Origin of the sequence: Bacillus sp. FJAT-18017 (assembly GCF_001278805.1) — a bacterium.
GTDB lineage: Bacteria > Bacillota > Bacilli > Bacillales > Cytobacillaceae > Bacillus_D.
This window is the reverse complement of sequence record NZ_CP012602.1, coordinates 343290-356340: the sequence shown is the minus strand read 5'-3', so window position 1 is coordinate 356340 and position 13051 is coordinate 343290. Positions and strand designations below refer to the sequence as shown.

General features: G+C 44.2%; 13 protein-coding genes. 4 read left to right on the top strand and 9 right to left on the bottom strand.

Translation table 11 applies throughout. The annotated features are described in order from the left end of the window. Positions 1–111: 111 nt before the first annotated feature. Both speB and speE read right to left on the bottom strand, forming a co-directional pair. Positions 112–984, bottom strand: coding sequence for an agmatinase (gene speB, locus AM500_RS01775; RefSeq protein ID WP_053597665.1), 873 nt, complete (start codon positions 982–984; stop codon positions 112–114). Positions 985–1100: 116 nt separating this feature from the next. After that, positions 1101–1931: a spermidine synthase gene (gene speE, locus AM500_RS01770; RefSeq protein WP_156319721.1), complete on the bottom strand. Its 831-nt coding sequence runs from the start codon at positions 1929–1931 to the stop codon at positions 1101–1103. A gap of 294 nt (positions 1932–2225) precedes the next feature. Between speE and AM500_RS01765 the strand changes: the two genes are divergently transcribed. Continuing rightward, the gene (locus AM500_RS01765) at positions 2226–4298 is read left to right on the top strand and encodes a transglycosylase domain-containing protein (RefSeq protein WP_053597664.1); all 2073 of its coding nucleotides are present in this window, start codon (positions 2226–2228) and stop codon (positions 4296–4298) included. Positions 4299–4367: 69 nt separating this feature from the next. On the opposite strand, the gene AM500_RS01760 is transcribed toward AM500_RS01765, so the two are convergent. Then, positions 4368–4877, bottom strand: a complete 510-nt coding sequence (locus tag AM500_RS01760; protein WP_043930113.1) for a YwhD family protein — start codon at positions 4875–4877, stop codon at positions 4368–4370. Positions 4878–4912: 35 nt separating this feature from the next. Then, a complete protein-coding gene (locus tag AM500_RS01755; RefSeq protein ID WP_053597663.1) occupies positions 4913–5566 on the bottom strand; it encodes a site-2 protease family protein in 654 nt (217 codons plus the stop codon). Positions 5567–5735: 169 nt separating this feature from the next. Here AM500_RS01755 and AM500_RS01750 point away from each other — a divergent pair, with 169 nt between their 5' ends. Then, positions 5736–5921, top strand: a complete 186-nt coding sequence (locus AM500_RS01750) for a 2-hydroxymuconate tautomerase (RefSeq protein ID WP_043930115.1) — start codon at positions 5736–5738, stop codon at positions 5919–5921. An 81-nt stretch (positions 5922–6002) separates the two neighbouring features. Here AM500_RS01750 and AM500_RS01745 read toward each other — a convergent pair whose 3' ends face one another. From AM500_RS01745 to AM500_RS01735, 3 genes are all read right to left on the bottom strand, one after another. After that, entirely contained in the window at positions 6003–6512 is a 510-nt protein-coding gene (locus AM500_RS01745) for a YwgA family protein (RefSeq protein ID WP_053597662.1), read from the bottom strand. Positions 6513–6573: 61 nt separating this feature from the next. Then, entirely contained in the window at positions 6574–7869 is a 1296-nt protein-coding gene (locus AM500_RS01740) for an HD domain-containing protein (RefSeq protein ID WP_053597661.1), read from the bottom strand. Positions 7870–8333: 464 nt separating this feature from the next. Next, entirely contained in the window at positions 8334–8558 is a 225-nt protein-coding gene (locus AM500_RS01735; protein ID WP_053597660.1) for a YuzB family protein, read from the bottom strand. A 371-nt stretch (positions 8559–8929) separates the two neighbouring features. Between AM500_RS01735 and AM500_RS01725 the strand changes: the two genes are divergently transcribed. Next, entirely contained in the window at positions 8930–9742 is an 813-nt protein-coding gene (locus tag AM500_RS01725; protein ID WP_053601590.1) for an RsfA family transcriptional regulator, read from the top strand. Between the two features lie 64 nt (positions 9743–9806). Here the strand turns inward: AM500_RS01725 and AM500_RS01720 are convergent, their stop codons facing one another. Then, complete coding sequence (locus AM500_RS01720; protein WP_053597658.1) at positions 9807–10649, bottom strand: octanoyl-[GcvH]:protein N-octanoyltransferase; 843 nt, start codon at positions 10647–10649, stop codon at positions 9807–9809. 256 nt (positions 10650–10905) lie between these two features. Between AM500_RS01720 and zupT the strand changes: the two genes are divergently transcribed. Continuing rightward, positions 10906–11712, top strand: a complete 807-nt coding sequence (zupT, locus tag AM500_RS01715) for a zinc transporter ZupT (protein WP_053597657.1) — start codon at positions 10906–10908, stop codon at positions 11710–11712. Positions 11713–11774: 62 nt separating this feature from the next. On the opposite strand, the gene pta is transcribed toward zupT, so the two are convergent. Next, positions 11775–12752, bottom strand: a complete 978-nt coding sequence (gene pta, locus AM500_RS01710; RefSeq protein WP_053597656.1) for a phosphate acetyltransferase — start codon at positions 12750–12752, stop codon at positions 11775–11777. Positions 12753–13051: the final 299 nt, after the last annotated feature.

Below are 13051 nucleotides of genomic sequence, written 5' to 3'. Positions count from 1 at the left end.
CTACGTTTATCGGGATAAAACCACTAACTTATTATATCCTTCCTGTCCCTACAATTCAAAAAGTGCCTGCTTCGGATTGAAACAGGCACTTTCCTCTCTATTTACACTTGCTTATTTCACAAAGCCGAGCAGCATTTCACGGATCATTTTGCTTGCCGTGTTGGCCGTTTGCTCGGATGGATCATATATAGGTGCAACTTCAACAAGATCGGCGCCTACAACCTTAACTTCCGAGCGGGCAATTTCATGGATAGAAGCAAGCAGCTCACGGGAGGTAATGCCGCCTGCATCAACCGTACCTGTTCCTGGAGCATGTGCCGGATCAAGTACATCGATGTCGATTGTGACATAAACCGGACGCCCGGCAAGCTTCGGCAAAATTTCCTTCAGCGGCTGATGGACGTCGAATTTTGAAATATGCATTCCGACACTTTTTGCCCAATCGAACTCTTCCTTCATACCAGAGCGGATTCCAAACGAATAAACATTGTGAGGGCCGATGTGCTCGGCAATTTTCCGAATTGGCGTCGAGTGTGATAGCGGCTCGCCTTCATAGTGTTCACGCAGGTCGGTATGGGCATCAAAATGAATGATTGCCAAATCAGGGTATTTCTTGTAAACCGCCTTCATGACTGGCCAAGAAACAAGATGCTCACCGCCCATGCCGAGCGGGAACTTGCCCGCAGCCAACACCTGGTCAACAAACTCTTCAATCGCATCAAGGCTCTTCTGAGCGTTACCGAACGGAAGTGGAATATCCCCAGCATCAAAATAGTTTAAATCCACAAGATCTCGGTCAAGGTATGGGCTGTACTCTTCTAGCCCAACTGATACCTCGCGAATTCTTGTAGGGCCGAAACGTGACCCTGGACGGAAGCTGACTGTCCAGTCCATTGGCATCCCATAGAGAACAACCTTGCTTTCTTCAAAATTGGGATGGCTTTTAATAAAGACATTGCCTGAATAGCTCTCATCAAAACGCATACTTCATTATCCTTTCCATGCAAAGCGAGAGGGAGACTGCGCCTCCCCCGCTGAAATTTATTCACTGTATATAAAATACGACAAAAGCTATGTCACTGTATATAAAAATTTCGTTTCTACTTTACAAGGTCAGCAACAAATTTCGGCAGAACAAAGGCTGCTTTGTGAAGTTCTTTTGTATAGTATTTCGTTTCAATATCATGGAAACGGTCATCAGAAACTTGTAGTGGATCGTATTTTTTCGAACCGATTGTGAATGCCCACATGCCGCTTGGATAAGTTGGGATGTTTGCAATATAGAGGCGGGTAATTGGGAAAATTTCTTTAACATCGCGCTGTACGTCCCGGATTAAATCCGCCTTGAACCACGGGTTGTCCGATTGAGCAACAAATATCCCATCTTCCTTTAAAGCTTTGGAAATACCAGCATAAAACCCCTTTGTAAAAAGATTCACTGCTGGGCCAACGGGTTCTGTAGAGTCGACCATGATTACATCGTAGTCATTTTCACTTTCGGCAATATGCATAAAACCATCGCCTACCTTCACTTCAACCCGGGGATCTTCGAGTTTCCCGGCGATTTCCGGCAAATATTTCTTTGAGTATTCGATGACTTTCCCATCAATATCGACAAGTGTCGCCTTTTTTACTTGTGGGTGTTTTAGCACTTCGCGGATGACCCCGCCATCCCCGCCGCCTACCACGAGGACATTTTCAGGATTCGGATGAGTGAACAACGGTACATGCGCAACCATTTCATGATAAACGAATTCATCCTTTATCGATGTCATTACCATACCATCGAGAAGAAGCATATTTCCCCATTCTTCTGTTTCAACCATTTCAAGCTTCTGGAATTCCGTCTGTTCTGTATGTAAAGTTTGCTTAATCTTCATTGTAATACCGAAGTTTTCAGTCTGTTTTTCGGTGAACCATAGTCCTCCCATATCCATCTTCCTTTCAAAGTGAAATTTGCCAATGAACACTCTAGCCCTGCAATACATCTAGAGCACGGCCGGCTTTTTACAGGTCTCTATTGCTATACTTCCCCAAAAGGGTGAATGCAAACACTTGCCAAAAAGGAAATGCAAACATCTAAAAAAGTATAAAATACCCTAACAAAAAAGCAAGAAAAATATTCATTCTCTTCAATAAAATGTTTAAAACACTTCCATTCTTTTCATACTGTTGATATGGCCCTAATTGGGTCCAATTTCCCTTTACAGAAACGGGGTGAAGAGATGGAAGCAATCACAGGCAAAGGTTTAAAGCATGCAGTAAAATATGTGCGGGCAGGCGTTTTCCTTAGCCTAATCATGATGGGAATAGCCACGGTTCTAGTATTCGGGGTTCTCATTTATGCTAGGGTGTTAGGTTCACCCCCACTCGCAGTACCACAGTCCACCCTTTACTTCTCCGATGATGGAAAGGTCATTGGTGAAACCAATACTGGACAGAAAAGATATTGGGTGAAGCTTGATGATGTTTCCCCTTATCTTATCGAGGCTACCATATCCATAGAAGATAAGAAGTTTTTTGAGCATAAAGGGTTTGACCTGAAACGAATTGCCGGAGCCGCTCTTGCCGACATCAAGGCATTTGAAAAGGTACAGGGCGCGAGCACCGTTACCCAGCAATATGCCCGGAACCTGTTTCTTGAGCATGATAAAACATGGAGCAGAAAACTGCGGGAAGCCTTATATGCGATACGGCTTGAAATGAATTATTCCAAGGAACAAATACTTGAAGGATATATTAATACTATTTATTACGGAAATAGAGCCTATGGAATCCAGGCGGCAAGCCAGTATTATTTTGGGAAAAATGCTTCGGACTTATCCCTTGCGGAAGCATCAATGCTTGCGGGAATCCCAAAAGGGCCAGGAGCCTACTCTCCCTTCGCATCAATGGAAAAAGCAAAACAGCGCCAGGGAATTATCCTAAATGCAATGGCAGAGAACGGTTATATAAAAACAGTTGAAGCAAAAGCGGCTGCAAAAGAGGAACTTGCCCTGACCGGAACGGACCCGAATCGTGAGCTAAAAGCGGCACCCTACTTCCAGGATGCTGTGGCAAATGCTCTGCGCTACCAGCTTGGTATCGATGAGCGTACAATCGAGCTTGGAGGCCTTAGAGTTTTTACAACATTGGACCAAAAACAGCAGGAAGCTGCAGAAAAGCAAATTAAATCAATTGTTGCAGCTGATTCTGAAATTCAGGCTGCTCTAGTTGCTGTTGACCCAAAAAATGGCCATATCAAGGCTATGGTTGGCGGCCGTGATTATGAAAAAAGCCCATTTAACCGGGCTGTTCAGGCTCTCCGGGAACCTGGCTCAACAATTAAGCCATTTCTTTATTACGCAGCGTTAGGTAATGGCTATACACCCGCGACTACAATGAGGAGCGAACTGACAACATTCCGGTTTGAAAACGGAGATCCTGATTATACACCTCATAACTACAATAACAAATATGCCAATGGCGATATTACTCTTGCACAGGCATTGGCTTTATCCGACAATGTCTATGCTGTCAAAACCCATCTGTTCCTTGGCCAGGAGACACTCGCTGAAACAGCCAAAAAGTTTGGAATATCAACAAAAATGGCCAGTGTTCCTTCTCTTGCTCTTGGAACCTCTGGAGTCCGGGCAATAGAAATGGCCAATGCTTATGGCATGTTTGCCAATGGAGGCAAGTATATTGAACCAACGTTGATTACCCGGGTTGAAACATCGGAAGGGAAAATCATTTATGAAAAGGATGCTGAGGAGGAAACATATTTAGATCCAGCAAAAGCCTATGTCATGACGAATATGATGACCGGTGTATTTGATACGAAGCTTAACGGCTATGCAAGTGTAACGGGAAGCACAATTGTAAAAGGCCTGACTCGGCCTTATGCTGGCAAATCAGGTTCCACTCCTACTGACAGCTGGATGATTGGCTATTCGCCCCAGCTCGTTTCAGCTGTCTGGACCGGGTATGATGATGCTCGCAAGATTGAGAAGGTCGCTGAAAAATCCTATGCCAAGAAAATTTGGGCTAAGTTTATGGAAGACGCATTGCAGGGTAAACCGGTCAAATCATTCAAACCGCCAAAGGACGGCGTAACCGGGGTTCATATCGATCCAGTCAATGGGAAGCTTGCAACGAAGGGGTGCCCGGTTAGAAGGTTTACGTACTTTGTTTCCGGAACGGAGCCTGATGAATATTGCACTGACCATCTTGATCATAATGAATTGATACCTGGCGCGAAGCCGGGCGGTGCCGATAAAAAATCATGGTACAAGAAGCTTTGGAATTGGGGAGACTAAAATATTAAGAGGTTTCTACAAAAAAGAGCCGGAGCAGCTATGCCCCGGCTCTTCCTATGCCTGCCTTTGTTATTCTTCGCCAAGACCGGTTTTCAGCTCAGTCGACGAATTGTCCCAAAATGCCTCATTGTGCCCTTTTAGGAAGTCGGCAAGAATTTTTTTCGATTTATCATCCATATGCTCGACAATAATATGGCGTTTGAGTGATTTATCCATCCGATTGACATGCTCCGGAAGCGACTTATAGCCGCGCCGGATTTCCCGGTTTACAGTCATTTCACAAGCAGTAACGCCGGCATAATATGGCCCATTCTCATTGCGGTCAATTGTAACCCAAACGAGCCAATACAGCTTGGCATCCGGGACTTCATCCTTATTGGCCAGGAACTTGATTCCTTTTTCAACTGCACTTCTTGCATGCATTGCGCCAACATCAATGATAGCTTCGGCATCTTCAACATCAATGATAACTGGTGAAATATTGTCCAGCGTCAACGATCCCTTGCCAAAGCCTTTATGATTATCAAGAGGATCGGTCTTGATAATATTAAAACCAACCTTTTTCTTTTTTTCTTCCATATCAAACTACCTCCCAGCAACAACAGTAGTTAAAGTTATCTAAAAAACTGTACAAAAAATTCAAATAACACCTCTTGAAGAGCAGGCAAGACACTTCCGAAAAGCGGTGATATCGTATAATCCCCAAGCGGAGTAAGGACAAGAATCAGGAAAATAAGTGCTCCATATTGCTCGTACTGAGTCATCTTCGCCCTCAGCCCGTTTGGAGCAAAATCCTCTAGAATCCGGTAACCGTCAAGTGGCGGAAATGGCAGCAGGTTGAACAGGAACAGCAATAGGTTAACTCCAAAGAACAACCAGAGAAAACTTATCAATGTCTCGGCGAATACTCCCCCGACTGTATATTTCATGATAAAAAGGTAAGCCAATAGGCCAAGTGTGCCAAGCAAGAGATTGCTAAATGGTCCAGCCGCCGACACAAGAATTCCGGCAAGACGCGGGTTTTTGAAAAAGAAACGATTCACCGGTACTGGCCGAGCCCAGCCAAATCCGACTACGAAGAAAAGGATCGCCCCGATCGGGTCAATATGCCTGATTGGATTTAACGTAAGACGGCCCTGATTTTTCGCAGTATTATCGCCGAATTTCCATGCAACAAATGCATGGGCGAACTCATGCACCGAAAATGCAATCGCGAGAGTCAATGCCACAAGAATGATTTCCTCAACCGTCCTATATGGAAAAAGCAAGGAATTTCCCCCAGTCCCTATTTATTTCTCTTTTTTGTAAGACAAATTTACAGTACTAGTAAAATTATACACGATGACTGGCTAAAAGTGAAAACTGCCTGCACCTCGCTTGCGCTTTTTTTCCTTTTATGAAAAACTAAAATCACCATCAGTCAAGGAGGAATAGAAGATGCCAATTGTAACTGTGAAAATGCTAGAAGGCCGGAGCGATGATCAAAAAAGAGCACTTGTTGAAAAGGTGACCTCAGCTGTTGTTGAAACATCCGGTGCACCTGCTGAAAACGTAACGGTAATTATTGAAGAAATGGCCAAGACTAATTATGGAAAAGCAGGCGTTAGGGCCAGCGATCAATAAAAAGGGCGCTAGCGCAATAGAGATAAATCTTACTCTCTTCATAGACTTACTAAAACTATAAGTAAAAAGCTAAGCCTCCCATTAATGGAGCTTAGCTTTTTCTTTTAAGGTCGATATATAGCTGTAAGCTTGTTCAATTTCCTCTTCCGTGTAACGCTGCTTGCTCTTAAGGGTAAAGACCTTTTCGGCAACCTCCGGACGTTCCAGGTTGTCAAAATAAAGTACCGTTGAGACAAGCTCAAGGAATCGGGAGTTTTGCCCATTCATATCCATAAAGCAATCCTCAAGGTTCGGCATCTCCACTCCACTCATCGCCAGGAACTCTCTTCCGGCCTCTGTCAGGCAATAGCGGTACTGGCTATAGCCGCCTTTGTTCTCCTTGCATTCTTCCAAAAAGCCCATGTTGCAGAGCTCCTCCACCCGAAGCGTCAATTCTTCCGAATAGGGGCCATAAAAGTGGAACTGGAAGCGCTCCTGGAAAGGGAAGGACATCTTTTTGGCAATATAAATCATCTTCTGCAGCTTCTTCCTTCCGACAATTTCTCCAGAAACAAGTACTGCATGCATCAATTTTGCATGGTCATTCAACAAGCTACTTCAACTCCTGCTCCCTTTACGGGAAGAAAATAGTTCTCCGGTCGCTTCCGCTTTTCTATATCTCAAGTATGCTGCGAATCTGCTTTTTTATATTTTTTTTCGAAGACTCATCGAATAATAAGTCTTGCGGGAAGTATAGTTTATGGTCGGTACGCCTTTTACCGGAAATCGCATCAACAATGGCGGACTCTCTGGACAGCTCCCTGATGTCACCATTTTTCATCAGCAATTGAATAGGAAGGCGCTCTTCTTCTTCCCCCGGGCGGTAAAAATCATAAGGCAAATCAGAGGATGAATCGACAACAAGGTAGTAATCCGGGTCAATGCCCGCCCTTCTGAACAGCCCAGTCAATTCAGCAAGCTTCTTGTATTCCTTGGCCGGATCGAATTCCGAGAATTTGAACAGGTTACGGTTAACGAATCGCCTGCACAAATCACTGAGGATTGCATCGTCTTCCTCCTGCCAAATTTGAAAATAATAAAGGATAATTGATTCATCCAATTTCAAGTAATCTTCCAAGACAAGGGTGCCTTCAAAGATAGAATAAAAGTGGAGGGGTTCATTTCGGAATGCATAGCCGCTTTCATGAAGATGCTTGGCACGGTGAAGGATTTTCGTCAAAATTACCTCCGCACCCCGCGAAACCGGATGAAAATACACCTGCCAGTACATCTGGTACCGGCTCATTATGTAATCCTCAATGGCATGCATACCGCTATGTTTGAAAACTACCTGATCCTCACGCGGCCGCATAACCCTCAAGATGCGTTCCATATCAAAAAAGCCATAACTAACACCTGTAAAATAAGCATCCCTCTGCAAATAATCCATGCGATCGGCATCAATTTGGCTAGAAATGAGCGATATAACCTGTTTTTTATCCGAAGTTTTCGCGATGATTTCTGCAACCTGTTTAGGAAAATCCTTGCCAGCCCTTGCAAGGACTTTGTTCACTTCTGTTTTGCCCAGAATAATTGCCCCAGTAAATTCTTCGTGGTCCAAATCAAATACTTTTTCGAACGCATGTGAAAACGGCCCGTGCCCGAGGTCATGGAGGAGTGCAGCACAAAGCGTCAAAAGCCTGTCTTCCTCATTCCATTCGGGGCGCCCTTTAAATACATCATCTACAATTCTCCTGATTATCTCATAGACACCCAGGGAATGGCTGAATCTGCTATGCTCTGCCCCGTGGAAGGTCAGGAATGTTGTACCAAGCTGCTTAATCCGTCTGAGGCGCTGGAACTCCCTAGTTCCGATCAGATCCCAGATAACTTTGTCGCGGACATGGACGTAGCGATGGACGGGATCCTTAAAAACTTTCTCCTCATTCAGTTTTTCTGAAAATCCCATCTCTTTTCCCTGCCCCTCTTAACTTGTTTCTATTATATCCCCATTTTGATTGAGATTCATCCCTCTTTCAGCAATTTCCAACAGCATTTTTCGACAATTACCTTTTATAATGATGAACTTAATAAATCTTTCCATAATTCCACTCCTCAAAGGGAAGCCTCTGAGAGTAATCGTCGCAGGAACACAAAGGAAAGCTCCCCGGAATTAGCATCGCAGGGACACAAAGGAAAGCCCCCCGGAATTAGCATCGCAGGGACAGACGCCCTTTGTCTGTCACGAGGCGCATTTTGCCTGTCACGAGGCACTTCGCTTTCCGCGGGCGGACTGGGAGTCTCCGTGCCTCCCGCTCCAATTTATATGAAATTCTTTTAGTTCATCTTATTTAAGATTAATAAATGGCAAATAATGATGACAGTAAAGTAATTCTTAAAAAAAAGAAAAACCACCCTGGTCCGGATGATTTATCAACTTTTGAGCTTTTTGCTTACTTTTTCAATCAACTCTTCCTCGGTCAATGCCGCAAGCGGCCTGTTATTGACAAAAGCAAAAGTCTTTTTCCGTCCTGGGCCACAATAGGATTGGCAGCCAATTTCTATTTTCGCATCAGGATCAAGCTTCTTTAAGCGCGGGATAAGCGTTTTGAGGTTGACTGCCTGACAGTCATCACATACGCGAAATTCATTAGTCATTCCGTTCATCCTCTCGGTACGGAGTTTTACAGCCAAATCATATGGCTTATTGGTTATATTTTGCAATTTTCAAGTTCAAAAAACATATGAATTATTGGTTTCGACTCTAATTATCTTTACAGCCTGAAACGTTTACTACGGCGGATACACTATATGTCCTATGGTATTTTACAGCTTCTGGACAGCCAATGCAAGCCGACCTACATTCCGATTCTACTATCCTTTCAAACGTTTTGTATAAAACTTGAAAAAAGTGTCCATGATATTGCTAGGAACAAAACATTTAATTTTGATTGGCAGGTATTTCTGCCAGACTGGAAGGCTGGGTTGGAATGAATACAAAAGTAAATGAAGAGAAGGAGTGTATCGAAATGAAGGTGCGCCAGGATGCCTGGACAGAAGAGGATGATTTATTGTTAGCTGAAACAGTGCTTCGCCATGTAAGGGAAGGAAGCACCCAGCTTAATGCCTTTGAAGAGGTTGGGGACAAGCTTGATCGAACTTCGGCAGCATGCGGGTTCAGATGGAATGCAGTCGTGCGTCATACGTATGAAAAGGCACTTCAGCTTGCCAAAAAACAGCGAAAACAACGCCAGCGTATGCTAGGAAAGGATCAAGGCGGCAAAAAGAAGCTGCTTTACACCCCTCCTGTTGAAGTCAACGAAGAATTCAGTACTACTGGAGTCTCTATGGAAACAGCAGTTGAATTCGATACACAACCTTTAAAGCAGCCAGAGAGCTTTGACCTGGAGAAGATGGTTGAGGAGCTTAATAGCAAGCATGCAGAAGCAAAGGTTCCTGCTAACAGATTCACAGTTTCACAACCGGCTTTAGTAACTTCCCAAACGGGGACAGGGTTCCAGCATGGCGGGCAAGGTTTAACAATGCAAACTGTCATTTCTTTCTTGCAGAATTATGATAGTAACAACGCACATGTTGAGGCGTTAAAAAGTGAGAATGAAAGATTGAAGCGGGAAATCGCCAACCTCCGCAAGCAAAATGAGGAGATGGAAACAAAAATAAATGATCTTGAACAAAATACAGGAGTCATTCAAGAAGATTACGAAACACTATTAAAAATCATGAACAAAGCCCGTAAGCTTGTCTTATTCGAGGAAGAGGAGCGTCCGGCGACTAAATTCAAGATGGACCGGAACGGAAACCTTGAAATGGTTGCTGAATGACTAACTGAAATCGAGCAAGCCGAAGATGATAACAACAATCAAAAGCCGTAAATCCATTCTTGGGTTACGGCTTTTGTAATGTGCCATTCCGTTCAGCAATCCGGGCAGAGTATCCTGGCAAAAGCTCAAGCTCATGCGGGGTCAACTGGCCGGAGTAAAGAAGACTGCTCATTTTTTTTAGCTCGATAAGAAGTTTTAGCATGACATCCTGCACTGTAAGTGGCGTGCCAAGCAGTTCAGACAGGCTTGCCATCACTTCCGGCTTCACTTCGGGATAGCTAAATTTTGTTTGTTCCCCTTTTAAGGCGAGTGAATAAAACTCTCTTATTAATTCCGCCCTACTTCCGCCGCTCTCTTCCACACTTAAATAGATTTGAACAGCTACCCCTTTTCTGAGCCTTCTTTGAGAAATTCCGGCAAACTTCTTGCCGCCAATACTCAAATCATAGCTGCCAGGGCAGTATGATCCAATAATTTCCCGTGCTTCAATTTCTTTTCCCCAATCAGCGAACATGCAGCGAATAAGCTCCAACATTGCGTCATAGCCCCTATTAATGTCTATTCCTTTTTCTTTTTCGGGTAAAATAAGTGAAATATTCAAGACTCCTTTATCAAGTACGACGGCAAGGCCTCCCGAGTTCCTTACAATAGGTGTAAATCCCTTGGAATAAAGATAGGCAAGGCCTTCTTTAAGATATGGCAGCTTTGTATCCTGAATACCCAGGACTACTGTATCATGATGCACCCAGGTTCGTGCTGTAGCTGGTGCAAGATGTGAGCCAACAGATGCACATAATGTGTCGTCTATGGCAAAGGATTGGATGGCTGGCATTAGCAGCCCTGTGGTAGATTGGTCGATAAGCCGCCACTGTTCCTGCCACAGCAGCGATGTTGCACTGTCTTTCATGGTGGTGCCTCCAGTTCAATTATGTGGTGTTATTATAGCATAATAACGACAAAGCCCATCAAACCTATAAAAGAAAACACTTTTCCGGTTTTTAATGATGGACTAGGTTTTTCCCATAAGATAAAATGTTGAGCAAAGGAAACATTTTAAACCAAGGGCATATATTAATTTTACAAGCGAAGCAGCCCGAAAAAGAGTATCCTCTCCCCGGGTTCTTCAATACTTTATAGAAGTGGTTTTTACACAAGAAAGGGGAATGAATATGGAAATCCTTTTCGCCTTTGGACTGACACTGTTTGCGGGTCTTGCAACTGGAATAGGAAGTTTAATGGCATTTTTTACTTCGACAACAAATACAAAGTTCTTATCAGTGACCCTCGGCTTCTCAGCTGGAGTCATGATTTATGTATCAATGATTGAGATTTTCCAAAAGGCCAAAATCGCCCTTGTCGCAGAATTGGGGGCAAAAGGGGGAAACTGGGCAACAGTTTTCAGCTTCTTTGGCGGAATTCTCTTGATTGCCTTAATAGACAAATTAATCCCTAAACAAGGCAACCCACATGAATTGAAAAAGGTTGAAGAGATGCAGCCTGGTGCTATCGTAAAAGATCCAGCTTTGTTAAAAATGGGAACATTCACTGCATTGGCCATTGGCATCCACAACTTTCCGGAAGGGATCGCGACTTTCACTTCCGCAATCCAGAACCCGGCTCTTGGCGTTGCCATTGCGATTGCAATTGCCATTCATAACATTCCTGAGGGAATTGCCGTTTCTGTACCGGTATATTTTGCTACAGGAGATAAGAAGAAGGCATTCAAGCTATCCTTCCTCTCTGGCTTATCCGAGCCGATTGGGGCTCTCGTTGCCTATCTATTTCTTATGCCTTTCCTTAACGACATCATGTTTGGGGTAATCTTTGCGGCCGTTGCCGGCATCATGGTCTTCATTTCACTGGACGAATTGCTGCCCGCCGCACGAAAATACGATGAAACCCATCTTCCAATATATGGGCTTATTGCAGGGATGGCTGTCATGGCACTCAGCTTGCTCCTTATTATCTAAAACAACACAACACACAAAAGCCCGGTCCACTAAAGGCCGGGCTAATTTTATGTTTTATAGGTCTACTGCATTAACGCTTGCGCCGCTGTAAGCAACGCCAGGTTATACACATCATCCGTGTTGCATCCTCGTGACAGGTCATTGACCGGGCGGTTCAACCCTTGGAGAAGCGGGCCGACCGCTTCAAAGTTACCCAACCGCTGGGCAATTTTGTAGCCAATATTACCAGCTTCAAGGCTAGGGAATACAAAGACGTTCGCATTGCCCTGTAGGACGGAATCTGGGGCCTTAGCTGCCGCAACAGAAGGAACAAACGCGGCATCAAATTGGAATTCACCATCGATGATTAACAGAGGGTCACGGCGCTTAGCCTCTTCCACCGCTGCCATAACCTTTTCTGTTTCCGGTGATTTGGCAGATCCTTTTGTCGAAAAGCTCAGCATCGCAACACGCGGCTCCATATCGAACATTCTCGCAGTCCGCGCACTCTCGATTGCAATTTCAGCTAGGTCATTGCTGTCAGGTGCAATATTAATTGCGCAATCCGCAAACACATATTGTTCATCTCCGCGAACCATCAGGAATACACCAGATGTTTTAGAGACACCTTCTTTTGTTTTAATAATTTGCAAAGCAGGCCGCACCGTATCAGCAGTTGAATGAGCTGCACCGCTAACGAGCCCGTCCGCTTTATTCGCATAAACAAGCATAGTTCCAAAATAGTTTTCATCGAGCAAGATCCTGCGAGCATCTTCTTCACTGGCTTTACCCTTTCTACGCTCAACAAAGGATGCAACAAGCTCGTCCATCATTAAATAATTGGCTGGGTCATAAATTTCCGCAGCTTCAAGGGATACGTCCAACTGCTTGGCCTTTGCCTGTACCTCTTCAATATTGCCGATAATTACAGGAGTAAGGATACCCTCTGCAGCCAGGCGTCCCGCTGCCTTAAGGATTCTTTCATCCAGGCCCTCAGGAAAAACAATCCTTAGGTTATTACCGGAAATCTTTTGCTTAATTCCTTCAAATAAATCACTCACGTTAATTCTTCCTCCTTTTTAACACATATTCAGGATAACCCACTGACACTAAAATTCAAGAAAAATACCGTTCCGCCAAAAATGTCAGTCTTTTTAAAAATTTCGAGAGATTGGCTGTGGAATTAGACTCTTCCATACAACGCTCTTACCCCGTATTCTCGGGCAGTAAGACCTGCGCCAAAATTAATTTCACAAACAAGAAATATGGCGGGGATCAGCTGCCTGTAAAAGCCCGATTGATGAGATACGATTTATTAGGTCCTAGCGTTACCGGGCTTTGTGCGACTAACCACAATTGA